Origin of the sequence: Methylorubrum sp. SL192 (assembly GCF_026672325.1) — a bacterium.
Lineage (GTDB): Bacteria > Pseudomonadota > Alphaproteobacteria > Rhizobiales > Beijerinckiaceae > Methylobacterium > Methylobacterium extorquens.
In genome coordinates this window covers 2,143,854-2,167,448 of record NZ_JAPPQV010000003.1, presented here as the reverse complement: position 1 = coordinate 2,167,448, position 23,595 = coordinate 2,143,854, and the positions used below count along the sequence as shown (strand labels likewise).

The window sequence follows — 23,595 nt, the reverse complement described above, 5'->3', positions numbered from 1 at the left end:
GGGGGGCAGAGCGATCAGGCGGGCGAGGCCTCGACGCCGATGCGCTTGATCTCCCAGTGCAGCTCGAAGCCCGAATGCTCGCGCACCCGGCGGCGCACCTCCTCGCCGAGCCCTTCGATGTCGGCGGCGGTGGCGCCGCCGCGGTTGATCAGGAAGTTGCAGTGCATCTCGGAGACCTGGGCCCCGCCCCGGATCAGCCCACGGCAGCCGGCGGCGTCGATGAGCTGCCAGGCCTTGCCGCCCTCCGGGTTCTTGAAGGTCGAGCCGCCGGTGCGCTCGCGGATCGGCTGGGCGGCCTCGCGGGCGGCGGTCACCCGCTCCATCTCCGCCTCGATCGCCTCGCGGTCGCCGGGGCGGCCGCGGAAGGTCGCGCCCGTGAAGATCACGTCGTCCGGCGCCGAGGAGTGGCGATAGCGGAACCCCATCTCGGCATGGGTGAAGCGGCGGACCTCGCCCTTCCGGTCGATGCCGCGGACCTCGACCAGCACGTCGGTGGTCTCGCCGCCATGCGCTCCGGCATTCATGCGCAGCGCGCCACCGACGGAGCCGGGGATGCCGCGGAAGAAGGCGAGCCCGTCGAGGCTGGCTTCCGCCGCCGCCTTGGCGAGCCGCATGTCGGGTACTGCGGTGCCGGAGCGAATCGTCTCGTCGTCGATCTCGACCGAGCCGAACGCCTTGCCGCCGAGCCGGATCGTCACGCCGGGAATACCGCCGTCGCGCACGATCAGGTTCGAGCCAAGCCCGATCACCGTGACCGGCACGGACGGATCGAGGGCGGCGAGGAAGGCGGACAGATCCGCCTCGTCGGCCGGGCTGAACAGCACCTGCGCCGGCCCGCCGACGCGGAACCACGTCAGGTCGGCGAGCGACTGATTTTCGAGGAGGCGGCCGCGAAGATCGGGCGCGGCGGCGCGGATGTTTTCGATTAGGTCGGGAAAGGCGGTCATCCAGGGTCTCCCCCTCTCCCCGCACGCGGGGACGAGGGCTTCGGCGACCTCGTCGTCGCCGAAGCGAGGCGGCAGCCGAGGGTGAGGGGGCGCATCCGGAGGAGGCTCTCGCGTCGAGGCCCCCTCACCATCGCCCTGCGGGCTCGTCGCGCCGACGACAGGGTCGTCGCGACCCTCTCCCCGCGTGCGGGGAGAGGGGGGAAGCGCGGCAAGGATCGTGTCTAATACGCCGATCACGTTGTCCGAAACCTCCGCGTTCCAGAAACGGAGAACGCGATAGCCGCGCTCGACCAGCCACGCATCTCTCGCGGCGTCATAGGCGCTGTCTGCATGCTGGCTGCCGTCGAGCTCGACGATCAGCCTTGCCTCGCGGCAGCAGACATCCGCCACGTAGGAGCCGATGCTCTCCTGCCGGACGAACTTGAAGCCGGCGAGACGGCGGTCGCGGAGACGAAGCCAGAGGCGGCGTTCGGCCTCGGTCGAGTCGTGCCGAAGCCGTTTGCGAAACTGTCTCCGCTCGTCGTCCGCGGAGCGCACATCTCACCCCTGCAAAGCCGCCAGCTCTCCCGGCAGCGCATAGGCCCACTGGGTGATCGTGCCGGCGCCCAGGCACACGACGTAGTCGTTCGAACCGGCGCGGCCGGCGACGAGGCGGGCCAGATCCTCCGGGCGCTCAAGGGCGACGGCGTCGCGGTGGCCGCGGGCCTTCAGGCCGGCAATCAGCGAATCGCGGTCGATGCCTTCGATCGGCGCCTCGCCCGCCGCGTAGACGGGGGCGACGATCACCGTGTCGGCGTCGTTGAAGCAGGTGCAGAAATCCTCGAACAGCGACTGAAGCCGGGTGTAGCGGTGGGGCTGCACGATGGCGATGACCCGGCCGTCGGTCGAGGCGCGGGCCGCGCGCAGCACCGCCTGGATCTCCACCGGGTGGTGGCCGTAATCGTCGAAGATCGTGGCGCCGTTCCACTCGCCCGTGCGGGTGAAGCGGCGCTTAACGCCGCCAAAGCCCGCCAAAGCCTTGCGGATCGCATCCGACGGCACGCCGAGTTCGTGGGCCACCGCCAAAGCCGCGGTGGCGTTGAGGGCGTTGTGGCGGCCGGGCATCGGCAGGACGAGATCCTCGATCTCCATGCGGAAGCCGGGGCGGCGGTCGCGGATCATCACCCGGAAGCGGCTCTGGCCGCCCTTCAGGTCGATGTCGATGAGGCGCACGTCGGCCTGCGGGTTCTCGCCGTAGGTAATGATGCGCCGGTCCTCGATATGGCCGACCAGATCCTGCACGATCGGGTGATCGATGCACATCACGGCAAAGCCATAGAACGGGATGTTGTCGATGAAGCGCCGGAACGCGTCCTTAATCGCCTCGAACGAGCCGAAATGGTCGAGATGCTCGGGGTCGATGTTGGTGACGATGGCGACATCCGCCGGCAGCTTGAGGAAGGTGCCGTCGGATTCGTCGGCCTCCACCACCATCCAGTCGCCGGCACCCATGCGGGCATTGGTGCCGTAGGCGTTGATGATGCCGCCGTTGATGACGGTGGGGTCGAGGTTGCCGGCGTCGAGCAGGGTGGCGACGAGCGAGGTCGTCGTGGTCTTGCCGTGGGTGCCGGCCACCGCGACGCAGGACTTGAACCGCATCAGCTCGGCCAGCATCTCGGCGCGGCGCACCACCGGCAGGCGGCGCTCGCGGGCTTCGATCAGCTCCGGGTTGTCGCGACGGATCGCGGTGGAGACCACGACGAGGGCCGCGTTCTCGACGTTCTCGGCCCGGTGGCCGACGAAGGTGCGGATGCCGTTCTCGGCCAGCCGCCGGACATTGGCGTTGTCGTTCGCGTCCGAGCCCTGCACCGTATAGCCGAGATTGGCCATGACCTCGGCGATGCCGGACATGCCGATGCCGCCGATGCCGATGAAGTGGATAGGGCCGAGCTTTTCGGGCAGCTTCATTTCGAAAACCTTTTGAGTCCGGGGCGCTGACGAGCCCCGGCCGTCTCGTTCCGGAATCCGACGATCACGGATCGTCGAACTCCGCGCGTGCGGGGCGACCGTCGGCCGGACGCGGCAAGCCGTTCGGGCTTGCCGCAGATTTCAGGTCGCGGCCGCCGTCTCGGCGACGAGCGCGGCGAGGCGGTCGGCCGCGTCGAGGATGCGGGCGGTTTTGGCCGCAGCGGCGGCCTGGGTCAATTTCCGCGGTGCTTCGAACAAATCCACCAGCTCGGCGGCGAGCCGATCGGGAGTGAAGGCGCTCTGCGGAATCGAGAGCGCGGCACCGATCTGGGCCAGCGTCGCGGCGTTGGCCGCCTGATCCTGATCGAGCGCTCCGGGCAGCGGCACGAGGATGGCGGGCCGGCCGATGGCGGCGAGTTCGGAGACCGTCGAGGCGCCGGAGCGCGCCACCACGAGATGGGCGCTCGCCATGCGGCCAGGCAGATCCTTGAAGAAGGGGGCGGCCTCGATCCCGCCGAGCCCCATGGCCAGGTAGCGGTTCTGCGTCGCGGTCAGATCCTCGGGCCGCGCCTGCTGCACGAGGTGAAGGCGGGCGCGAAGGTCTTGCGGCAACTTTTCAATCGCTGCCGGCACCACCTCGCTCATCACGCGGGCCCCCTGGCTGCCGCCGAACACGAGGAGCCGGAGCGGCGCCTCCGCGTCGAGGGACGGATAGGGCGTCTCGGCCACGGCCAGCACCGCCGGGCGGATCGGGTTGCCGGTATGGACGCGGCGCGCGGTCGCCTTCTCGGGCACGCCGCGCACCTCCTTGAAACCGGTGGCGATGACGCGCGCGCCCTTGGCGAGGAAAGCGTTGGCCCGGCCCATCACTGCGTTCTGCTCGTGCAGGATGGTCGGGACCCGCAGCAGCTGCGCCGCCAGCATCGGCGGCACGGTCGGGTAGCCGCCAAAGCCGACCACCGCCGCCGGGTTGAGGCGCCGCACGGCGCGGGCGGCCTGACCGAAGCCGCGCCCGAGCGTGACGACGGCGCCGGCCCGGCGCAGCACCGAGCGGCCCGAGGGCGTGGCCGAGGCGATGGTGACGATCTCTTCCGCCGGGAAATCGCCCGCGATCGAATCGACGCGGGCATCGGTGGCGAGCGCGACGCGAATCCCGCGATCCTTCAGAGCGTAGGCGAGACTCTGGGCCGGGAACAGGTGACCGCCGGTGCCACCGGCGCAGACGAGAACCAGGGGGGTGAAAACGGTCACTGCATCAGTCCCGGAACGGCCGAGGGCATGGTGCCGGGCGGGCGCTGGTTGACCGCCGTGGTGCGGGGGCGCTTGCGGGTGAGGGCCACGAGGAAGCCCATGCCGAGCGCCAGCGAGATCAGCGAGGAGCCGCCGTAGGAGACGAACGGCAGAGTCATGCCCTTGGCCGGCATGAGCTGCGTGTTCACCGCCATGTTGATGCAGGCCTGCAGGCCGAAGAGCGTCGTCAGACCGGTAATGGCGAGCCTCGTGAAGGTGTCGTCGGTGCGGCGCGCGAGTTTCAGCCCGCGGATGACGATGTAGGCGAAGAGTGCCACGAGGCCCAGGCAAACCAGCACGCCGAATTCCTCGCCGGTCACCGAGAAGATGAAATCGGTATGCGCGTCGGGCAGGTGGCGCTTGGCCACGCCCTCGCCGGGGCCGGTGCCGAACCAGCCGCCGGAATTGAACGATTCGCGCGACCAGACCTCCTGGAAGCTGTCGCCCGATTCGGGATCCATGAAGCGGTTGATGCGCTCGCGGACGTGGTGGAGGAAGGTGTAGGCGGTGAAGACGCCGACGATGCCGGCAAATCCGAGACCCGCCACCCAGAACCAGTGCAGCCCGGCGACGAAGAACAGGGTGCACCACACCATCGTGATCAGCATGGTCTGGCCGAAATCGGGCTGGAGGATCAGCGGCACGATGGTCATCGGCAGCAGCATGAACGCGAAGATGACGCCAGGCATGTCGCGGCGGTTGGCACCCTCCGAGAAGGCCCAGGCGGTAACGACCACGAAGGCGGGCTTCACGAATTCCGACGGCTGGAGGCCGAAGGAGCCGAACTGGATCCAGCGGTGCGCGCCCTTGATCTCGGGGCCGAACTTGCCGGCCAGGATGCAGAGCACCACGCCGAGCAGCCACGTCACCAGGGCGAAGCGCCGGATATGGCGCACCGACAGGAACGATACGGCGATGATGAGCAGGACGGTGGGGGCGAGGTACATCGCCTGCCGGTTGAGGAAATAGAAGGTCGGCAGGCCGATGCGTTCGGCCACCGGCGGTCCGCCACCCATCAGGAAGACGAGACCGGCCACCATCAGGCAGCCGAGGCCCGCAAGCAGGCCGCGATCGACCGTCCACCACCAATCCGCGAGGGGGCTGCGTTCGGCGCGCGACATCATGGCGAGGGGCTCGTCTCCAGCCGGCCGGTCCCGCGAAGAGACGCGGATGGCCAGCCCGGATGGTGGAACGTAAGGGTTAACGGTGTCTTGCGGTTCGCGACGAGATCGGCCGGGCGTTGCCGATTGCCGGTCAGCCATGCACCGCGAATGGATGCGGCGGCTTTGCGTGCGCGGGGCGCCCATGATACTGGCCCCTGCCAACCCGATCCCGCTGGCCGCGACCTTCCGGCCCGGCGCAACACTCGTCTCCGGAGTTGGTTTCCATGGCCCGTATCAGCGCTGACTCGATCATCGAGGGCCTGACCTTCGACGACGTGCTGCTGCGCCCCGCCGCCTCTTCGGTGATGCCGGGCGAGGTCGATATCGCCAGCCGCCTCACCCGCACGATCCGGCTCAACATGCCGATCATCGCCTCGGCGATGGACACCGTGACCGAGGCGCCGATGGCCATCGCCATGGCGCAGAACGGCGGTCTCGGCGTCATCCACCGCAATCTCGAGCCGGCCGAGCAGGCCGAGCAGGTCCGCCTCGTCAAGAAGTACGAGTCGGGCATGGTGCTCAACCCGATCACCATCCACCCCGACGAGACCCTCGCCGACGCCTTCGAGGTGATGAAGCGGAACCGGATCTCCGGCATCCCGGTGGTCGAGCGCGGCCCCAACGGCTCGCGCGGCAAGCTCGTCGGCATCCTGACCAACCGCGACGTGCGCTTCGCGACCAATGCCGGCCAGCCCGTGGCCGAGCTCATGACCCGCGACCGGCTCATCACCGTGCGCGAGGGCGTGACGCAGGACGAGGCCAAGCGGCTGCTGCACCAATTCCGCATCGAGAAGCTGCTGGTGGTCGATGACCACTATCGCTGCATCGGCCTCATCACCGTCAAGGACATCGAGAAGCAGGTCACCTATCCCAACGCCGTCAAGGACGAGCAGGGCCGGCTTCGGGTCGCGGCGGCAACCACCACGGGCGATGCCGGCTTCGAGCGGGCCGAGCGCCTGATCGATGCGGGCTGCGACGTGGTCGTGGTCGACACCGCCCACGGCCATTCCCGCAAGGTGCTCGACAGCGTCGCCCGGGTGAAGCAGCTCTCCAACGCCGTGCAGATCATCGCCGGCAACGTCGCCACCGCCGAGGGCGCCCGCGCCCTGATCGATGCCGGTGCCGACGCGATCAAGGTCGGCATCGGACCGGGCTCGATCTGCACCACCCGCATCGTCGCCGGTGTCGGCGTGCCCCAGCTCACAGCGCTCATGGAAGCGGTCGAGGCGGCGCACGGCGCCGACGTGCCGGTGATCGCCGATGGCGGCATCAAGTTCTCGGGCGATCTCGCCAAGGCGATCGCGGCCGGTGCCTCGGTGGCGATGCTGGGCTCGCTGCTGGCGGGCACCGACGAGGCGCCGGGCGAGGTGTTCCTCTACCAGGGCCGCTCCTACAAGAGCTACCGCGGCATGGGTTCGGTCGGCGCGATGGCGCGCGGCTCGGCCGACCGCTACTTCCAGGCCGAGGTCAACGACACCCACAAGCTCGTGCCCGAGGGGATCGAGGGGCAGGTGCCCTACAAGGGTCCGGTCGCGGCGGTGCTGCACCAGCTCGCCGGGGGCCTGCGCGCGGCGATGGGCTATGTCGGCGCCCCGACGGTGCCGGAGTTCCAGGAGCGGGCGCAGTTCGTGCGCATCACCAATGCCGGCCTGCGCGAGAGCCACGTCCACGACGTGACGATCACCCGCGAGAGCCCGAACTATCCCAGCCGCTGATGACGGGGCCGCGCGGTTCCGTTCGGGAATCGCGCGGCGCTGCATTCAGCGTGCCTCACAAAACGCCCGATCACCGATCGTCTCCGTTCCGGGCACGGCGGCGCATCGGGCGTCTCGTGAGAGACACTTAGAGCCAGATCAGGCTCGCGATCAGGGTCAGACATTCCAGGAAGACCAGCACGCAGAGCGTGGCGGCGACGGCGCGGTCCTGTGCTGCCGTCGGGTCCGGAGAACGGATGCGCCCCATGGTCGGTCTCCGCGAGACAACAAGCGTAGGGCAATCCAGGGTTTGGCGTTTTAATAAAGATCAATCTTGGCCATGAAAGTCTCGCGGGCCGCAAAAAGTCTCCGCAGGCCTGGGGGTGGCCGCGGAGAGAAGTCTTGGGAGGAATGCATCGAGCCGCGAGGGTCCGCCGACGCTCCGGAACTCGAGCGGCGACTTCGGCTGGTGCAACCGAAGCCTCTCACAACCGGATCTGCACGCTCAATGATGTAGATCAAACCGCACGAAGTCGCTTCGACAACACGCTACGGTTTCACGGTCGAGACCGCCGGGGCGGCTCCCGCTTGCTGGTCGATCACCGTCGCGAACTCGTCCGGACTCAAGGTGATGAACCGGCGCAAAGCCTCCTGAAACTCCGCATCCTTGTCGGCGGTGGGGCAGGCAAAGCCGCGGGACTGTGTGACCTGCGCCCGCATCGCCGCCTCGTAGGGCGCCATTTCGGGCTGGAGCGCGGACATCTTCGTATCGACGGCGGCGCGCTGCGCATCGGTTGCCGTGACGCTGCAAGACCTCAGCACACCCTGCAGGGCCAGCCCCACCGTATAGGTGGCCATCCGTGCCCGTGGCGGCAGCGGCGGTGCGGCGGCGACCGCTGGCCCGTTCGAAGGAGCCGCGGCGCAGCGTCGCAGGGCGGCGACGGCGGCAGCGAGATCGGGAGCCACGAGCGGCTTATCGCCGTCCGCGAACCGCAGGGACAGCGTCCGCGCGTCCAGCAGGGCCGGCACGATCGTCTCCGGAAGCGCCGTGCGCAGGATCTGGCCATCCCCGGTCCAGATCAGCGTCGCGCCGGCCGGCTTCCCATCGAGCAGAATCGGCACGCTGAACCGGTCGCTCGCCGAGAAGTCCCAGTTCCGGTCGGCGACCGCCAGGGTGAGACCGCCCCGATCGATCGAGACGATCACGACGCCGGCGAGTTCGCCCTGCGCATCCTTCTCGGTGTGGGTCATCCGGCAGGCGGGGGAAGCGGTTTCGCTGCCACGGCGCTCCACCGTCCAGCCGCGCACGGTCTCGAACGGCGCGCGGTCCGCGGCGGCGAGCGGGCCGCCGAGGAGCGTCGCCAGCATCGCTGCCGTGACGGGTGAGAGGCGCACGCGAACACTCCCGCGGGGACGGCCGGCCCCCGCCGCCCGCGGAATGCGGGATGGCCAGCCGGCCGGGGAAGCCTAGCCGCAGCCCGCCGGCGCAACCAGCCTCGAAGCCGGCGTCTCTCACAGCGTTTTATGGGCAGAGGCGAAGACGGGCTTCGCCCGACCCGCGGGCTCGGCCCGCCCTCGCGCCGAACCCCGCACCGTATTCGCGGTCGCGAAGCCTTATGCCAAATCCGGTCGATCCTTTCGGGATCGCGGATTTGGCCTGGCTCATCTGCCGCGCGGGCGGAGTGATACAGTCCCCGCTCCAATCGAGCGGGAGCCGTCTTACAGCTTCGAATCGGAGGGGGTGTTCGGGCTCTTCTCCGGCGCGGGCTGCTTTTCCAGGGCGGCGACCAACTCTTCGGGGCTCAGCTCGACGAACTTCCGCAGGATTTCCTGGAAGTCCGCCTGCTTGTCCGCCGCGGGGCAGGACTCGCCGTTGCGCTTCAATTCGCTGCGCACCTGCGCTTCGAGCGGTGCCATCTCCGGCTGGAGCGCGGCCATCCTCGCTTCGACGCCGGCGCGCTGCTTGCCGGTGGAGGGGACGTCGCAATCCTTCAGCACGCGCTGCACGGACACCCCGATCACGTAGGCCGCGATTCGCTGCTGCGACGGCGCGGGGGGCCCGACGGGGGCAGCCTGCGGTGCCGCAACCGCGGCGGGTTTGGCCGGCGTGGCATCGCAGCGCCGCAGGGACTCGTAGCCCGCCGCGAAATCCGGGATCCGGAAATCGGCGTCGCTGTCCTCGAAGCGCAGGATCACGGTCTTGGCCGCGAGCAGATCGGGAACGACGCTGTCCGGCAGCTGGGTGCGCAGGGTCTTCCCGTCGCCGATCCAGGTCGTCTTCACCTTGATCGGCTTCTTGTCGAGGAACAGCGGCACCTTGACCGACTGCTCCTTATCGAAGTCCCAGCCCTGATAGACCAGCACCATGACGGCCGTGGAATCCCGAAGAGCGAAGACGACGGCATTGGCAGCGTTGTTGTCGTCCTTGTCCTCGTAGGCGTGGGTCATGATGCAAGGATTGGCACTGGTATCGCCGACCGTCCGCTCGACTTCCCAACCCTTCACGACTTCGAACGGCTGGCGTTCCGCGGCCGAGACGGGTTGTGCGAAGAGGGCGGGAAGTAGTCCGGCCGCCAGAATGGCGAGGGTCGGCAGGGTGCGCATGAGTGAAATCCGCAAAAGCCAGCAATCGCCGGTGCGGAATGCAGGGGCCGTCTGGTGGACCCAAGCTTTGCCGCGGGATCGTTACGATTCCTTCGTGGCGCGCGGCGCGCCGACGTCTCGAAAATCACCAGCCGCATCCCGTTTTCGGCGGGGTGCGGGCGGCGAGGCTTCGGCGTATGTGAGGACGCAACAGGAAAGGGAGGACGATGCGGATTCTCGTGGTCGGAGCCGGCGCGACGGGCGGCTATTTCGGGGCGCGGCTCGTGGAGGCCGGGCGGGACGTGACGTTTCTGGTGCGCCCGGCGCGCGCGGAAAAGCTGGCGGCGCGGGGCCTCTCGGTCCGTAGCCCGGTCGGCGACATCCGCATCGATGCGCCGAAGACCGTGACGGCGGACGCGCTCGCCGGGGCCGGGCCGTTCGACCTCGTCCTCCTCTCGGCCAAGGCCTACGACCTCGACTCGGTGGTCGCGGACGTGGCGCCGGCCGTCGGACCCGGCACGGCGGTGCTTCCGATCCTCAACGGCCTGCGCCATCTCGACGTGTTGGATCAGGCGTTCGGCGCCGACCGGGTGCTGGGGGGAAGCTGCGCCATCGTCGCGACGCTGACGGGTGACGGCGAGATCCGGCAGATGACCGATCTGCACACGCTCACCTACGGCGAGCGCGACGGGACGCGCTCCGAGCGGATCGAACGCATCGAGGCGCAGATGGCGGGCGTGCGGTTCCAGCCGCGTGCCAGCGACAAGATCCTGCTGGAGATGTGGGAGAAGTGGGTCTTCCTCGCGACGCTTGCGGGATCGACGACCCTGATGCGCTCGGCGCTCGGCGACATCGTCGCGGCGCCCGGCGGCCGGGCCTTCATCGAGGCGCTCCACGACGAGTGCCAGGCGGTGGCCGGCGCCAACGGGAACGCCGCCCGCGAGAAGGTCTTTGCCGGCGCCCGCAAGATGCTGACGGCGGAGGGCTCGGCGATGACCGCCTCGATGCTGCGCGACATCGAGGGCGGCGCCCGCATCGAGGCCGACCACATCATCGGAGACCTGATCGAGCGCGGGCAGGCCAAGGGCATCGAGACGCCGGTGCTCGCCCGGGTGCTGACGCACCTCAAGGCCTACGAGCACCGGCGCGCCCGCGAGGCGGCCTAACTGTCTCTCACAAAGCTCCCGCTGCGCCGTCCTCGCCAAGGCAAGAACGGTCAGAGATCGGGAGTTTCGTGAAGCACTCGAGCTGCCTCGCTTGCGCCGTTCGTCAGTAGCGGCCGGGCGGCGGCGGGGGCGGGCTGCCGTATTCGAGCTGCGTCTTGGCGTCGGGCCGGCGGGCGGGCGGCGGCACCGGATCGAGGCTGGGCGCGGCCGGCGCGGTGGAGCAGGCGGCAAGCGTGAGCGCAAGCAGGCTCGCGCAGACCAAGGGCTTCAAACTCAGGCTTACGGACGGCATCCGAAGGGTCCTTTCCTCACTTGTCCTTGACGGACAGGGCCATCGTGCCGTTCTGAACGTCCAAAGTGCCGGAAGCTCGGCCTTATCGTGTCGGGTTGCGGGTCCAAGCGTGGCCGCAAGACGGCAAGTTTAACGAAACCTTTCCGGAGCCGATCCTGACCCCCTCCGCCCGCCTCTCCGCCGCCATCGAGATTCTCGACGACATCGCCGATCGCCGTCGTCCGGCCGCCGACGCCCTCAAGGATTGGGGGCTCGCCCACCGCTACGCCGGCTCCGGTGACCGCGCCGCGATCGCCAGCCTCGTCTATGACGGACTGCGGCGCCGGGCCTCCGCTGCCTGGGTGATGGGCGCGCAGACCGGCCGGGCCATCGTGATCGGCATGCTGCGCCTTCAGCGCGGTCTGGCCGAGCCCAGCATCGCCTCGCTGTTCGACGGCGCGCGCTTCGCGCCCCCTCCCCTGACTGAGGACGAGCGCAAGCGATTGGCGGAGGGAAGCCTCGCCGATGCGCCGCCCGAGGTCGCGGGCGATGCGCCGGCCTTCGTGCTGCCGTCGCTGACCGCGCTGCTCGGCGATGCGCTGCTGCCCGAATTGCGGGCGCTCGGCCGCCGGGCCCCGCTCGATATCCGCGTCAACACCCTGAAACAGAGCCGTGAAGAGGCCTTCGCGGCGCTCGCCGACCTATCGCCCGAGATGACGCCGCTTTCGGCCCTCGGACTGCGCATCCCGCTCGGCGAGGATGGCCGCGGCCCGGCGCTCCATGTCGATCCGCTGTTTCTGGAGGGCGGGTTCGAGATTCAGGACGAGGGCTCGCAGATCGCGAGCCTGCTCGCCGGGGCGAAACCGGGCGAGACCGTCGTCGATCTCTGCGCGGGCGGGGGCGGCAAGTCGCTGGCACTCGCCGCGATCACCGGCAATGCTGCCCACATCATTGCCACCGATGCCGATCCGCGCCGGCTCGCCCCGATCCATGAGCGCCTGCGCCGTTCGGGTGCGCAGGTCGAGGTGCGCACGCCGCGCACCGGCAAGGCGCGCGCCGACGTGCTGGCCGATCTCGACGGCACGGTCGACCGGGTTCTGGTCGATGCGCCCTGCACCGGCACCGGCACGTGGCGCCGCAACCCGGATGCCAAGTGGCGCCTGCGGCCGGGCAGCCTCGCCGGCCGGCTCGCCGAGCAGGCCGAGGTGCTCGACCGGGCGGCCCGTCTGCTGCGCCCCGGTGGAACCCTCGTCTACGTCACCTGCTCGCTCCTGCCCGAGGAGAACGACGCCGCCGTCGACGGATTGCTCCAGCGCAGCGGGGCGATCCGGCCCGTGGCGACCGATCTCGCGCCCGTGCCCGGTCTCGACGAGAAGGTCCGTAAGACGGCCCGCGGCATCCAGATGAGCCCGGCGCTGACCGGCACCGACGGTTTCTATGTCGCGACAATGACACGCAAAAGCTGATCCGAGGCCGGATCGGTTGCGCGTTGATCCCGTTGTTCACCGGGACCGCGCGGGGGACAGGCCGGGGCAGCCGCCACGGACGAGATTCCTGCGCATTGCCGCGGCGGGAGTTTCGATGACGGCGAGGCCGAGACCATGACGTTGCACCGGCGAGCCCTGCTGGCCGGGACGGCGGCGGTGCTGACCGGGGCCGAGGCGCGGGCGCAGGACTCGGCGGTACCGCCGGACGTGCGTCTTCCGGTGCGTCCGCAGACCGGTGAGGTGGTCCAGCCCCTGCCGAAATCCGCGCCCGGCTCCGATCTCGAAATCATCGATCTGTGGCCGGATCTGCCGCCGGGCGGCGGTGGGCCGTTCCGGTCGGAATATCGGTTCGACGAGACCCTGACCGGCGTCATCACCGGCGTGGTGCGGCCCTGCCTTCTCGTGATCCGCCCCCAGCGCCCGAACGGCGCCGGGATCGTGATCGCGGCGGGCGGCGGCTATCTGCGCATCGACATCGGCAACGAGGGCCTGCCGGTCGGGCAATGGCTGGCACGCGCCGGCATCACCGCCTTTGTGCTGGTCTACCGTCTGCCGAGCGAGGAATGGCGTGACGGCCCCGACGCGCCGCGCCAGGACGCGCAACGGGCCATGCGCCTCGTGCGCTGGCGGGCGGAGGAATACGGCCTCGACCCCGACCGGATCGGCGTGCTCGGCTTCTCCGCGGGCGGCCACCTGATGGGCGTGACTGCGACCGATGCCGAGCAGGATCTCTACGACGATACCGACGAGGCGGACGGCCTGAGCGCCCGCCCCTCCTTCGCCGGGCTGATCTACCCGATCGTCACGATGCGGGCGCCGTTCGACCGGACCATGTCGAGCCGCCGGGTGCTCGTCGGCGACGACCCGCCCGATGCACGGCGGCGGGCCTATTCGGTGGAGGTGCAGGTCAACGAGCGCACCCCGCCGGTCTTCATGGTTCAGGCCTCCGACGACCGGATCGCGGTGACCGACCATCCGCTCCTGATGTACGCGGCGCTGCGGGCGGCGAAGGTGCCCGCCGAGATGCACCTGTTCGAGCGCGGCGGCCACGGCTTCGGGCTCGGCGTGCCGGGCAGTCCCGCAGCAGCTTGGCCCGCCCTGTTCATGGCCTGGATGCGCGGCCACGGCCTGCTGAAGTCGTAGCGACGCTGCGATCGCTCCCATGCGGACACCGATCAGCCACGGTGCGAAAGCTCTCTCGCGGGCGCGTGTCGTGCTGCGAACGATTGCCGATCCCGGGCGTTTAGGGCCATGCTTGCGAAGACACCGAGACATTCGATCCGCGCCCGAGTCACGCAATTGGCCGTTGGCATCGAGGCGGCCGACGTCGCTTCCGGCCTCTCGCTCGCGCGGGCGAAGGATCGTCCCGCCATCCAGGCCATGGGTTCGGCCAGTGAAATCGGCAGTTGGCAGGCTCTGTTTGCGTTATCGGCGACGGCCCTGGCCCTCGGCCTAGTCGCCCGTGACCGCCGTCTCGCGCATGCGGGACGCAACATGCTCAAGGCGGGCCTTGTGGCGAGCCTCGTGAAGACGACGATCAAGCGGACGGTCCACCGCACCCGTCCCAACGTGTTCATGGACGAGGGGCACTACGCCCGCGGTCGGCCTGGGACCGGCAACGGCCCCTGGCAATCCTTCCCCTCGGGGCACGCCGCCTTGAGCGTTGCCGTGGCGCGATCGGTGGCGCGCACCTATCCCAACGCCGCGGCCCCGGCCTATTGCGCCGCGGCTGCCATCGCGGCCGTCCAGGTCGTCCGCGGTGCGCATTTTCCCGTCGATGTCCTGGCCGGTGCCGTGATCGGTGTCGCCGCCGAAGCCGTCAGTCACCGCCCCTTCACGGATGAGGCCCAGCGAAACGGCTGAAGCGACCGCGGCTTTCGAGACAAAACCCTGCTCCGCAGCCGTTTTCGGGCTGAAGGGTAGAGACCGCGGCTTCCCGTGCGATGCGGATGCTGCCCGGATATCGTCTCCGCGCGATGGCGGGTCCGCCAAATGAAAACGGCCCCCGTCTCCGGGGGCCGCTCGTCGTTCTGAGATAGAGGTCGTTATCAGAAGCAGCGGCGCTCGCGCGTGATGACCACGCGGCCGAACCGGCCACGGCGCTTGGTGACGACGGTCCGGCAGCGCGGGCCGCGGACGACGCGGCGGCTGTACTGAGCCTGCTGGAAAAGGCCGTCCGTCAGCGGGGCGGCACCGGAAAGGGGAAGGGCCTGGGCCGGCGCGGCGGCGCCGAAACCTGCGATCGTGACGGCGATTCCGAAGAGGGCTGCTCTCATGGTCGGATGGCTCCTGTCCGTTTCGAGGGGCGTGCCGTGTCGCCCCGAAACCGTGAACGTAAGATTAACGGCACCGACTTGAGGGCTGCCGCATGTGCCTCCTGACCCCAGGCGCGTTGCGCCGTTCCGAGGCCTCGTCTAACCGGTATCGCAGAAGGCCCGAGGCAGCATGACCATCGATACCTCCCACCACGACAAGATCCTGATCGTCGATTTCGGCTCCCAGGTGACGCAGCTCATCGCCCGCCGCGTGCGCGAGGAGGGCGTCTATTGCGAGATCGTGCCGTTCACGAAGGCCGAGGCCGCTTTTGAGGCGCACCGGCCCAAGGGCGTGATCCTGTCGGGAGGGCCAGAATCGGTCACGACGGATCTCTCGCCGCGCGCCCCGCAAAAAATCTTCGAATCCGGCGTGCCGGTCTTCGGCATCTGCTACGGCCAGCAGACCATGGCGGCCCAGCTCGGCGGCGAGGTCGAGGGCGGCCACCATGCCGAGTTCGGCCGCGCCGAGGTCGAAATCGTCTCGGATTCGCCGCTGTTCCGGGGGGTCTGGCACGCGGGTGAGAAGTACCCGGTCTGGATGAGCCACGGCGACCGGGTGACGAAGCTGCCGGACGGCTTTGCCACCATCGCGATGTCGCGCAACGCACCCTTCGCCGCGGTGGCGGACGAGGCCCGCCATTACTACGCCGTCCAGTTCCATCCGGAGGTGCACCACACCCCGCACGGCGCGCTGCTGATCCGCAACTTCGTGCGCGACATTGCCGGCTGCTCCGGCGACTGGACCATGGGCACCTACCGCGAGGAGGCGATCGCCAAGATCCGCGAGCAGGTCGGCAAGGAAAAGGTGATCTGCGGCCTCTCCGGCGGCGTCGATTCCTCGGTCGCGGCGGTGCTGATCCACGAGGCGATCGGCGATCAGCTCACCTGCGTTTTCGTCGATCACGGCCTGATGCGCCTCGGCGAGGGCGACGAGGTCGTCCGCCTGTTCCGCGACCACTACAACATCCCCCTCGTCCACGTTCAGGCACAGGATCTGTTCATCGGCGCGCTCGAGGGCGTCGATGACCCCGAGGTGAAGCGCAAGACGATCGGCCGGCTGTTCATCGATGTATTCGAGGCGGAGGCCGGCAAGATCGGCGGCGCCGCTTTCCTCGCCCAGGGCACGCTCTATCCCGACGTGATCGAGAGCGTCTCGTTCTCCGGCGGTCCCTCCGTGACGATCAAGAGCCACCACAATGTCGGCGGCCTGCCTGAGCGGATGAACATGAAGCTCGTGGAGCCGCTTCGCGAGCTGTTCAAGGACGAGGTTCGCCTGCTCGGCAAGGAACTCGGCCTGCCCGAGAGCTTCGTCGGCCGCCACCCCTTCCCCGGACCGGGCCTCGCCATTCGTTGCCCTGGGATGATCACGCGCGAGAAGCTGGAGGCCCTGCGCAAGGCCGACGCGATCTATCTCGACGAGATCCGGCAGGCCGGCCTCTACAACACGATCTGGCAGGCCTTCGCCGTAATCCTGCCGGTGAAGACCGTCGGCGTGATGGGCGACGGGCGCACCTACGACCACGTTTGCGCCCTGCGTGCCGTCACCTCGGTCGATGGCATGACCGCCGACTTCTACCCCTTCGACATGGCCTTCCTCGGCCGCGTCGCGACGCGGATCATCAACGAGGTGAAGGGCATCAACCGGGTAACCTACGACATCACCTCGAAGCCGCCCGGCACGATCGAGTGGGAGTGAGAACGGATCGCTGAGAGGCTCGGTCTCGGGTTGGTCGGCGCAGGCGGCTTTATGCCAGCAACTGCGTCGGGACGCCGAGAACCGGGCCGGCTTCGGCGAGGCGGCGGTCGAGCGTGTAGACGGTCGCGCCGTGCATCGACGCAGTGGCGAGATGCAGGGCATCCCCGGCCCGAAGCCCGAGCGTGTGCTGATCGACGAACTTCGCCGCCACCCGGAAGTGTCCGCCAGCGACCGGCAGGACCTGCAGGCTCTCGGCCGTCAGCCTGTTGAACATCGCCAGCGCGGCCGCGCGCTGCTTCAGATCGATCTGACCCGTCCGAACTTTGATGGCGAGGGCGGACGACATCTCGGTGATGGTCCAATCGCTGATGCCGAGATCTTCAGGCTCCTGCTCGCCTAGCCATTGCTGGGTCCGCGCCGTCGATGTCTCATTGGAGAGGGCGGCGACGATCAGCGAAGTGTCGAGATACAGCATCAGGAACGGTCGCCGTCCCGCATCGAGCGGACGAGCTCGGCAGCGCCCTCGGTCTGCGGCGGCATCGTTGCCGTCAACGCTTGAAGCATACCCGTATCGATCCGCTGCCGCGGTCTTGCGACAGACGTGAGCCTCGCCACGGGCTTTCCGCGCCGCGTAATGCCGATTGATTCTCCGGCCTCGACCCGATCGACCAATTCGCTCAGGCGCCCTTTGGCATCCGCCAAGTTGATCGTGTCCATCGCCGGCTCCTGACCATCACGATGGTCATATGACGCATCGCACGAATGAGTTCCAGCGGTGCCCGCCGCATTGACGCGTCGCCGGTTGCTGCGCCGACCGCGCCACAAGGTGAGCCTCAAAGGGCTCTGGAGCCCGATGCCCGAACCCACGCTGACGGGCACACCCGCATCGTTAAGCTGTTCGACGAGTGCTACCAGAGTCCGTCCCCTTCCTCGGGCCGGGGCCCGCAGTCTATGGCGGGGCTCGACTGACCTCGTTCTGAGCCCGTGATGCGGCTGCGCCACGCCTTCGCCCTGCTGCTGACCTTCCTGCCGAACGCATCTTTCGCCGCGGCGATGCCGACGCGCGTCGTCTCGATGAACCTGTGTGCGGACGAACTGGTCCTGCGCCTCGCCGACCGGGCGCAGGTGGCGGGAATCACCGGGTTTGCCCGCGATCCGCGCGGCTCGCTCGTGGCGGACAGGGTCGAGGGCCTGCCGGTGATCCGCGGCCTCTCGGAGGAGATCGTGGCATTGCGGCCCGGCCTCGTCGTGGCGGGCGCGTTCACCACGCGGACCACCGTGGCCATGCTGAAGCGCGCCGGCTTCCCCGTGCTCGAACTCGGCGTGCCGGCTGATCTCGACGGCGTGCGCGCGCAGATCCGCACCGTGGCCGCCGCTCTGGGCCATGCGGAGCGCGGCGAGGCGATGGTTGGGGATTTCGATGCGCGGCTTGCTGCGATCACGCCCTCGGAAAAGCCGCTGCGCGCCCTGGTGATGCACCCGAACGCCTTCACCGTGGCGCCCGGCAGCCTCGGCGATGCGCTGATCCGCGCCGCCGGGCTCGTCAACGTCGCCGCCGAGATCGGCCGTGACCGGTTCGGACAGGTGCCGCTGGAGGCCGCAGCCTTGGCGAATGCGGATATCATCGTCCTGGACCAAGCCGAGCCCGGCACTCCCTCGCTCGCCGACACGCTGCTGCACCATCCGGTCCTCGTCGCGCTCCGGCAGCGGGGCCGCGTCGTCTCGATCCCGAACCGGTTGTGGACCTGCCCCGGCCCGCAGGTCGCCGAGGTGGTGGCGCGCCTCGCCGAGGCGGCTCGGCAGAGGGCAGAACGGCCGTGAACGCCCCTCTTCTCCGCACCGAGCGCCCGACGCGGCGGTTCCGCCCGGCGCGCCCGGCCCCACTCACGCTTGCCCTTGCGCTCGCCTCGGTGGTCCTCACGCTCGCCTCGGTGGCGGTCGGCTACGCACCCTTCGATCTCGTCGCGGCGGTGGGCGACCGTATCGCTGGCCGGGAGACCCTGACCGCTTTGGTGCTGTGGGAGCTGCGACTTCCCCGCGCCCTGCTCGGCGGGCTCGTCGGCTTCAGCCTCGGCCTGACCGGGGCGGTGATGCAGGGTTTCCTGCGCAATCCGCTGGCCGATCCCGGCATACTCGGCATCTCCTCGGCGGCGGCCCTCGGCGCGGTGATCGTGTTCTATGGCGGCCTTGCCGGCAGCGTGGGCCTCGCCCTGCCCCTCGGCGGCATTGCCGGGGCGGCGTGCGCCGCGATTCTGCTGATCGGCCTCGCCGCCCGCGGCAGCGGTACGCTCGGCCTGATCCTCGCGGGCGTCGGTCTTTCCAGCTTTGCGGGCGCGCTCACCGCGCTCGCCCTCAACCTGTCGCCCAACCCCTATGCGGCCCTGGAGATCGTGTTCTGGCTGATGGGATCGCTGGCCGACCGCAGCCTCGACCATGTCCTGCTCTGCCTGCCGCTGATGGCTTTGGGCTGGGCGCTGATGCTCTCGACGGCCGCCGCGCTCGACGCCCTGGCGCTCGGCGAGGACACCGCGGCGAGCCTCGGCTTCGATCTCACCTCGGTCCGGTTGCGGATGATCGCGGGGGCGGCGCTCGCCGTCGGCAGCGGGGTTGCGGTGAGCGGCGCCATCGGTTTCGTCGGGCTCGTGGTCCCGCACCTCGTGCGGCCGTGGGTCGGCGGGCGGCCGGGGGCGAGCCTATGGCCGAGCGGCTTTGCCGGCGCCGTGTTGGTGCTCGCGGCCGATCTCGGCGTGAGGCTGCTCGCCACCCGGCCCGAACTCAAGCTCGGCGTCGTCACCGCCCTCGTCGGCGCGCCGTTCCTGGTCGTCCTGCTGCTGCGGAACCGGGGGCGGCCCGCATGAGCCTTTCCGCCCACGCCGTCGATGTCGCCATCGACGGTCGCGCCCTCCTGTCCGGCGTCGGCCTCGCGCTCGAGCCCGGCCGCCTCGTCGGCCTGGTCGGGCCGAACGGGGCCGGCAAGACGACGCTGCTGCGGGTTCTCGCCGGCCTCCTTCCCCCGGCGAAGGGTGGCGTGACCCTCGACGGCGCGCCGCTCGACCGCCTCTCCCGCGAGGCCCGCGCCCGCCGGATCGCCGCCCTGTTCCAGGGGGCGGGTGTCGGCTGGCCGATGCGGGTCCGCGAGATCGTGGCGCTCGGCCGCCTGCCCCACCGCCGCGCCTTTGCCGGCCTCTCGGATGCCGATGCGGCCGCCATCGCCCGCGCCATGGCGGCGACCGGTATCGCCGACCTCGCCGAGCGCTTCGAGCCGACGCTGTCCTCCGGCGAGCGGATGCGCGTGCTGCTCGCCCGCGCGCTCGCGGTGGAGGCCGCGTGGTTGCTCGCCGACGAGCCGATCACCGCCCTCGACCCGGCCCACCAGCTCGACGCCATGGCCCTGCTCCGCGACATCGCCCGCGGCGGGACGGGCGTGGTGGCGGTGCTGCACGATCTCACGCTGGCCGCTCGCTGCTGCGACCGGATCGTGGTCATGGAGGCCGGGCGCATCGTCGCCGACGGGCGGCCCGAGGACGCGCTCACCGATGCGCGGCTGGCCGCGACCTTCGGTGTCACGGTCCGGCGCGGACAGGCACCCGACGGCACGCCCTACATCCTGCCCTGGGCCCGCGCGACAGCCAAGGAGACGAGAGATGCTGCCGACCCCCGACCCGTCTGAGGTCGAAGGCCTGCTGCGCGCCGCGCTCCACGATGCCGGCACCGCCTGGAGCCTCGGCAGCTTCGGCGCCATCGCCGAGTTCATGCGCGACGACGACGAGCCGGTGCGGCCCCTGCCGGACGCGCGAATCGGCCTCGCCACCGATCGCGGCGCCATCGCGCTGACACTCAGCCCCGGCCTCAGGCCGGTCGCCTACGAGACCGGATTCTCCGGCGGCTACAACCACGCCGTGGCCCTGTGCCTGCCCGACTCCGCCTGCGCCATGAGCGCGCGAACGGTCGTCACCGAACTCGGTCCCGACCGGGAGGCGGCGCGGGAGCAGGACCGTGCGGCGATCCTGTTCGATCTCGGGCTCGGGCTGCGGGCCGTCGATGCCTGTGTGCGCGCGAGCGATCCGGACACCATCGCCTGCCTGCGCGCGGGGGTCGGGAAGCCGGTCTTCGCCACCGACAATCCGATCGGCCCGCGCCTCGCAGCGATGAGCCCGCACCGGATCTTCCGCGCCCGCATCGGGCGGATCGAGGTCTATGCGCCGATCCCCGGCCCCGGCGGTACCAGCCCCGAAGGACCGCACACGCACGTTCTGCCCAAGCTCCTGCGGGCCGGGCGCACCCATGCGGCGACGACGCCGATCCCCGGCGGCTTCGTGCCCTGCGGCGGGCTTCACCCACCCCACCCCTACAAGGACGGGATGGGCCGCCGCATCGCCTTCGACCCCGCCCGCCACGCCGCCTTCCAGGCGCTGCTCGAACGCTGGGGCGACCCTGACCTCCTGGCGATCAAGCGGGGGCTGGCTCCGCTGGAACCCGTCTCGCCCAAACACGCGCAATCGGTCCGCCGCGTCGCCGATCTCCAGGCACGCTTCCTTCGCGGTGAGGATGCCGAGGCGCGGGCGGGCGACGAGGACCAGGGGGCCGACGCACAGGTCTGACCCGGCCCTCGCTTCAGGCACCCGAAGGCGGGGCGCGGGAGAAGCCCGCGCCGGGGCGGTCCCGCGCCGGCCGGCGGACCGTCAGAACGACAGCTTCATCCCCGCTACGAACGTGCGCGGGGGCCCGGCAAAGATCGAGCCCGTGGTGCCGGCGAGCGCGGCGCGGCCGTTCTGGGCGCCGGTTGCCGCATTGAGCGTGTTCGCCAGCGGGTTGGCTGAGCCGACATAGGTCGTGTCGAGGACGTTGCGGACCTCACCGTACAGGTCGATCCGCCGGGCGTAGCCGTTCGGCAGCAGGGCCGCGTAGTGGATGTTGAGGTTCAGGATCGCGAAGCCCGGCACCTTCAAGAAGTTGGCGTTGTCGATGAAGTAGCCGTCCTGCGCCACCACTTCGGCGAAGCCGCCGAGTCCGGCCAAGGCGCCGGCCGGCACGTCGTAGCCGACCCGTGCCAGGAGCTGATGCGCCGGTACGCCGGGAACGCGGTTGCCGGCCCGGTCGAAGCGGGCGGTGAGCGCGGCGGCACTGAGCTGCTCGACGTAGTCGGTGTAGACCTGATCGTCGAACGTGTAGGCCAGCACCCCGCGCCAGCCCGGAGCGAAGGTCCAATCCGCCCCAACCTCGATGCCGCGATGCTCGGAAGCCGGCGCGTTGAAGGTGTAGTTCAGCAGGCCCGCCCCCGGCGACTGCGTGACGAACTCGTTGTGGAAGAACTCGTAGAAGCCGGTGAGGCTGAGCCGTAGTCCCGGCAGGGGCATGAAATCGGTGCCGAGATCGAAGCCGAGATTCTCCTGCGTCTTCAGGTCGGTGTTATTGCCGGGCAGGCCGGTGGCGTTCACGAACATGCTGGAAAAGGACGGCGTCGCGTAGCCGGTGGCCACCCGGCCGCGCAGGGCCCAGTCCGGATCCGGCCGGTAGACCAGGGCAAGTTCGGGCGCCACGTTGAGGAAGCGGCGGTCGGCCTGCGCCAGGGTCGATCCGGTGCCGGCGGCCGTCGTCGCGAAGGTGCGGTTGCGCCCGATGATGCTCGATTCCTCCGCGCCGAGGCCAGCCACGGCTGTCCATTGCGGCGCGAGTTCGAGTTCGAGTCGGGCCCGGCCGCCAAGATTCGATTGCAGCGCCTCCTGCAACCCGATCAGCGTGCCGAGGCGGGCGCCGCCATAGGGCGCGCGGTTATAGACGGACGCCGCGATATCGACCGCGCTGTAGGCGAGCGTCATGCTGCCGACGGCCGGCAGGCCGAACAGTTCGCCGCGGCGCGTCAGGTCGGTCTGCACGAAATAGGAGGGCAGGCTGCCGCGTCCCGAGGTCGTGTAGAACGGCTGGTTGTAGTTGCGCTCGTCGAAGCCGACCTGCACCCGCCACGCGGTCTGCGCATCGATGTCGTGCTCCCAGCGGCCTGCGATGATCGTGCGCCGGTCGTTACGGCGGAACGCCCCTTCGCTCGCCGTCACCGGCACCCGCGGGCCGAAGGCGCCGTTCGCCAGGAGGCCGAAGGTGGTGCAGCCGGGGGCTGCCGTCGCCGCCGCGTCGCAGCCGCGCTGGTACGGGTTGATGCGGAACTGGTCGAGCGAGGACCGGGCGGGGATGTTGGCCGTGACCTCGTTGTTGATGACCTTGAGGGTGAAGCGGTTGTCGGGGCTCGGCGTGTAGCTCGCGAGCAGGTTGATCGTCTGGGTGTCGTAGGAGGAATGGTCCTGATAGCCGTTGGCGCGCACGTCGCTGGCAAACAGGCTGATCTCGAACGGACCGCTCACGCCGCCGACGCTGAAGTAGTTGCTGAGATAGCCGAAGCTCCCGGCATCGACGCCGATCTCGTAGCCGTCGATCTCGCGGCCGGTGCGGGTGCGAAAGGCCAGAGCGCCGCCGGTGGCGAAATTGCCGAACAGGGCCGATTGCGGCCCGCGGAACACGTCGATGCGCGAATAGGCGCGGGGATCGACCAGATCGAAGCGCGAGGCGCCGTCGGGCTGGGTGACGGGGAAGCCATCCTCCAGCACCACCATGTTGCGGGTGACGCCGGTGGCGCGGGCGTTGTTGCCGCGGATCGAGATCACCACGTCGCGCCCGCCATTGCCCTGGCGCAGGGTCACGCCCGGGCTGTCGAGCAGCACCGTGCCGATGGAGGTGGCGGGGCGGTTGGCGATCGTCCCCTCGCGCCCGACCGCAGTGACGACCTGCCCGGTCGGGCGCTCGATGCCGAGGGCGGCCGCGCCCGGCGGGCCGGAGACCCCGAAGCCCGGCGCACCGGACCCGGCTGCCGCTTGGCTTTGCGGCGTGCCCTCGCCGGTGACGGCGAGTTCCTCCAGGGTGACGGACTCACCGGCGGTCTGGGCCGCGGCCAAACCCGACAGGGCCAGCGGCGAAGCGGCGAGGAGCCAGGCGGCACGGCGCGCGGCGGGGTGGGAACGCATGGGACGGCTCGTGGCGGTGTGAG

Annotated in this window: 21 protein-coding genes and 1 pseudogene; 10 read left to right on the top strand and 12 right to left on the bottom strand. The window is 69.9% G+C overall.

Features of this window, described 5'->3' with window-relative positions; all coding sequences use genetic code 11:
- Positions 1–14: 14 nt before the first annotated feature.
- The 5 genes and pseudogenes from murB to OVA30_RS10915 form a co-directional block, all read right to left on the bottom strand.
- Positions 15–947 (bottom strand): UDP-N-acetylmuramate dehydrogenase, encoded by a 933-nt coding sequence (gene murB / locus OVA30_RS10935; RefSeq protein WP_268177485.1) that lies wholly within the window; start codon positions 945–947, stop codon positions 15–17.
- Between the two features lie 261 nt (positions 948–1,208).
- Positions 1,209–1,484 (bottom strand): annotated as a pseudogene (locus OVA30_RS10930) (endonuclease domain-containing protein); the annotation flags it as partial.
- 3 nt (positions 1,485–1,487) lie between these two features.
- Positions 1,488–2,894: a UDP-N-acetylmuramate--L-alanine ligase gene (gene murC, locus OVA30_RS10925; RefSeq protein WP_003602503.1), complete on the bottom strand. Its 1,407-nt coding sequence runs from the start codon at positions 2,892–2,894 to the stop codon at positions 1,488–1,490.
- Between the two features lie 141 nt (positions 2,895–3,035).
- On the bottom strand, positions 3,036–4,145 hold the full coding sequence (gene murG / locus OVA30_RS10920) for an undecaprenyldiphospho-muramoylpentapeptide beta-N-acetylglucosaminyltransferase (protein ID WP_056456303.1): 1,110 nt from the start codon (positions 4,143–4,145) through the stop codon (positions 3,036–3,038).
- A complete protein-coding gene (locus tag OVA30_RS10915; RefSeq protein ID WP_003602507.1) occupies positions 4,142–5,308 on the bottom strand; it encodes an FtsW/RodA/SpoVE family cell cycle protein in 1,167 nt (388 codons plus the stop codon). The genes murG and OVA30_RS10915 overlap by 4 nt, the downstream gene beginning before the upstream one ends.
- A 263-nt stretch (positions 5,309–5,571) precedes the next feature.
- Here OVA30_RS10915 and guaB point away from each other — a divergent pair, with 263 nt between their 5' ends.
- Entirely contained in the window at positions 5,572–7,062 is a 1,491-nt protein-coding gene (gene guaB, locus OVA30_RS10910) for an IMP dehydrogenase (RefSeq protein ID WP_003602509.1), read from the top strand.
- A gap of 528 nt (positions 7,063–7,590) precedes the next feature.
- On the opposite strand, the gene OVA30_RS10905 is transcribed toward guaB, so the two are convergent.
- Both OVA30_RS10905 and OVA30_RS10900 read right to left on the bottom strand, forming a co-directional pair.
- On the bottom strand, positions 7,591–8,436 hold the full coding sequence (locus OVA30_RS10905) for a hypothetical protein (protein WP_268175443.1): 846 nt from the start codon (positions 8,434–8,436) through the stop codon (positions 7,591–7,593).
- Between the two features lie 324 nt (positions 8,437–8,760).
- The gene (locus OVA30_RS10900) at positions 8,761–9,645 is read right to left on the bottom strand and encodes a hypothetical protein (protein WP_268175442.1); all 885 of its coding nucleotides are present in this window, start codon (positions 9,643–9,645) and stop codon (positions 8,761–8,763) included.
- 206 nt (positions 9,646–9,851) lie between these two features.
- Here OVA30_RS10900 and panE point away from each other — a divergent pair, with 206 nt between their 5' ends.
- Positions 9,852–10,790: a 2-dehydropantoate 2-reductase gene (panE, locus tag OVA30_RS10895; protein WP_268175441.1), complete on the top strand. Its 939-nt coding sequence runs from the start codon at positions 9,852–9,854 to the stop codon at positions 10,788–10,790.
- Between the two features lie 103 nt (positions 10,791–10,893).
- On the opposite strand, the gene OVA30_RS10890 is transcribed toward panE, so the two are convergent.
- On the bottom strand, positions 10,894–11,082 hold the full coding sequence (locus OVA30_RS10890) for a hypothetical protein (protein ID WP_012254268.1): 189 nt from the start codon (positions 11,080–11,082) through the stop codon (positions 10,894–10,896).
- Positions 11,083–11,177: 95 nt separating this feature from the next.
- On the opposite strand from OVA30_RS10890, the gene OVA30_RS10885 reads away from it, so the two are divergent.
- The 3 genes from OVA30_RS10885 (at position 11,178) to OVA30_RS10875 (ending at position 14,411) form a co-directional block, all read left to right on the top strand.
- Positions 11,178–12,527, top strand: a complete 1,350-nt coding sequence (locus OVA30_RS10885; RefSeq protein ID WP_268177484.1) for an RsmB/NOP family class I SAM-dependent RNA methyltransferase — start codon at positions 11,178–11,180, stop codon at positions 12,525–12,527.
- A gap of 135 nt (positions 12,528–12,662) precedes the next feature.
- Positions 12,663–13,691 carry an alpha/beta hydrolase gene (locus tag OVA30_RS10880; RefSeq protein ID WP_056456314.1) on the top strand — a complete coding sequence of 343 codons (1,029 nt, stop codon included), beginning with the start codon at positions 12,663–12,665 and terminating at the stop codon, positions 13,689–13,691.
- A 108-nt stretch (positions 13,692–13,799) separates the two neighbouring features.
- Entirely contained in the window at positions 13,800–14,411 is a 612-nt protein-coding gene (locus OVA30_RS10875; RefSeq protein WP_326493614.1) for a phosphatase PAP2 family protein, read from the top strand.
- A gap of 185 nt (positions 14,412–14,596) precedes the next feature.
- Here OVA30_RS10875 and OVA30_RS10870 read toward each other — a convergent pair whose 3' ends face one another.
- Positions 14,597–14,824 carry a hypothetical protein gene (locus OVA30_RS10870; RefSeq protein WP_003603049.1) on the bottom strand — a complete coding sequence of 76 codons (228 nt, stop codon included), beginning with the start codon at positions 14,822–14,824 and terminating at the stop codon, positions 14,597–14,599.
- Positions 14,825–14,993: 169 nt separating this feature from the next.
- Here OVA30_RS10870 and guaA point away from each other — a divergent pair, with 169 nt between their 5' ends.
- Positions 14,994–16,559, top strand: a complete 1,566-nt coding sequence (gene guaA, locus OVA30_RS10865; protein WP_268175439.1) for a glutamine-hydrolyzing GMP synthase — start codon at positions 14,994–14,996, stop codon at positions 16,557–16,559.
- A gap of 49 nt (positions 16,560–16,608) precedes the next feature.
- Here guaA and OVA30_RS10860 read toward each other — a convergent pair whose 3' ends face one another.
- Both OVA30_RS10860 and OVA30_RS10855 read right to left on the bottom strand, forming a co-directional pair.
- Positions 16,609–17,034 (bottom strand): type II toxin-antitoxin system VapC family toxin, encoded by a 426-nt coding sequence (locus tag OVA30_RS10860; RefSeq protein WP_268175438.1) that lies wholly within the window; start codon positions 17,032–17,034, stop codon positions 16,609–16,611.
- Positions 17,034–17,276, bottom strand: coding sequence for a type II toxin-antitoxin system Phd/YefM family antitoxin (locus OVA30_RS10855; protein ID WP_056118403.1), 243 nt, complete (start codon positions 17,274–17,276; stop codon positions 17,034–17,036). Before OVA30_RS10855 ends, OVA30_RS10860 begins: the two co-directional genes overlap by 1 nt.
- A 270-nt stretch (positions 17,277–17,546) precedes the next feature.
- Here OVA30_RS10855 and OVA30_RS10850 point away from each other — a divergent pair, with 270 nt between their 5' ends.
- From OVA30_RS10850 to OVA30_RS10835, 4 genes are read left to right on the top strand one after another with little or no spacing between them, the layout of a single operon-like run.
- Positions 17,547–18,380 (top strand): ABC transporter substrate-binding protein, encoded by an 834-nt coding sequence (locus OVA30_RS10850; RefSeq protein WP_268175437.1) that lies wholly within the window; start codon positions 17,547–17,549, stop codon positions 18,378–18,380.
- Positions 18,377–19,417 (top strand): FecCD family ABC transporter permease, encoded by a 1,041-nt coding sequence (locus tag OVA30_RS10845; protein ID WP_268175436.1) that lies wholly within the window; start codon positions 18,377–18,379, stop codon positions 19,415–19,417. The genes OVA30_RS10850 and OVA30_RS10845 overlap by 4 nt, the downstream gene beginning before the upstream one ends.
- Positions 19,414–20,229: an ABC transporter ATP-binding protein gene (locus OVA30_RS10840; protein WP_268175435.1), complete on the top strand. Its 816-nt coding sequence runs from the start codon at positions 19,414–19,416 to the stop codon at positions 20,227–20,229. Before OVA30_RS10845 ends, OVA30_RS10840 begins: the two co-directional genes overlap by 4 nt.
- Positions 20,204–21,160, top strand: coding sequence for a DUF6925 family protein (locus OVA30_RS10835; protein ID WP_268175434.1), 957 nt, complete (start codon positions 20,204–20,206; stop codon positions 21,158–21,160). The genes OVA30_RS10840 and OVA30_RS10835 overlap by 26 nt, the downstream gene beginning before the upstream one ends.
- Before the next feature lie 81 nt (positions 21,161–21,241).
- Here the strand turns inward: OVA30_RS10835 and OVA30_RS10830 are convergent, their stop codons facing one another.
- On the bottom strand, positions 21,242–23,572 hold the full coding sequence (locus OVA30_RS10830) for a TonB-dependent receptor family protein (protein ID WP_135298631.1): 2,331 nt from the start codon (positions 23,570–23,572) through the stop codon (positions 21,242–21,244).
- Positions 23,573–23,595: the final 23 nt, after the last annotated feature.

Excerpts from the sequence above, each read along its gene's own strand:
- OVA30_RS10850 (WP_268175437.1), top strand. The coding sequence starts at position 17,547 with ATGCGGCTGCGCCACGCCTTCGCCCTGCTGCTGACCTTCCTGCCGAAC.
- OVA30_RS10830 (WP_135298631.1), bottom strand. The coding sequence starts at position 23,572 with ATGCGTTCCCACCCCGCCGCGCGCCGTGCCGCCTGGCTCCTCGCCGCT.
- panE (WP_268175441.1), top strand. The coding sequence starts at position 9,852 with ATGCGGATTCTCGTGGTCGGAGCCGGCGCGACGGGCGGCTATTTCGGG.
- OVA30_RS10915 (WP_003602507.1), bottom strand. The coding sequence starts at position 5,308 with ATGATGTCGCGCGCCGAACGCAGCCCCCTCGCGGATTGGTGGTGGACG.
- OVA30_RS10860 (WP_268175438.1), bottom strand. The coding sequence starts at position 17,034 with ATGCTGTATCTCGACACTTCGCTGATCGTCGCCGCCCTCTCCAATGAG.
- OVA30_RS10880 (WP_056456314.1), top strand. The coding sequence starts at position 12,663 with ATGACGTTGCACCGGCGAGCCCTGCTGGCCGGGACGGCGGCGGTGCTG.
- guaB (WP_003602509.1), top strand. The coding sequence starts at position 5,572 with ATGGCCCGTATCAGCGCTGACTCGATCATCGAGGGCCTGACCTTCGAC.
- OVA30_RS10870 (WP_003603049.1), bottom strand. The coding sequence starts at position 14,824 with ATGAGAGCAGCCCTCTTCGGAATCGCCGTCACGATCGCAGGTTTCGGC.
- OVA30_RS10840 (WP_268175435.1), top strand. The coding sequence starts at position 19,414 with ATGAGCCTTTCCGCCCACGCCGTCGATGTCGCCATCGACGGTCGCGCC.
- OVA30_RS10890 (WP_012254268.1), bottom strand. The coding sequence starts at position 11,082 with ATGCCGTCCGTAAGCCTGAGTTTGAAGCCCTTGGTCTGCGCGAGCCTG.
- OVA30_RS10855 (WP_056118403.1), bottom strand. The coding sequence starts at position 17,276 with ATGGACACGATCAACTTGGCGGATGCCAAAGGGCGCCTGAGCGAATTG.
- murB (WP_268177485.1), bottom strand. The coding sequence starts at position 947 with ATGACCGCCTTTCCCGACCTAATCGAAAACATCCGCGCCGCCGCGCCC.
- guaA (WP_268175439.1), top strand. The coding sequence starts at position 14,994 with ATGACCATCGATACCTCCCACCACGACAAGATCCTGATCGTCGATTTC.
- murC (WP_003602503.1), bottom strand. The coding sequence starts at position 2,894 with ATGAAGCTGCCCGAAAAGCTCGGCCCTATCCACTTCATCGGCATCGGC.
- OVA30_RS10875 (WP_326493614.1), top strand. The coding sequence starts at position 13,800 with ATGCTTGCGAAGACACCGAGACATTCGATCCGCGCCCGAGTCACGCAA.
- OVA30_RS10835 (WP_268175434.1), top strand. The coding sequence starts at position 20,204 with ATGCTGCCGACCCCCGACCCGTCTGAGGTCGAAGGCCTGCTGCGCGCC.
- OVA30_RS10900 (WP_268175442.1), bottom strand. The coding sequence starts at position 9,645 with ATGCGCACCCTGCCGACCCTCGCCATTCTGGCGGCCGGACTACTTCCC.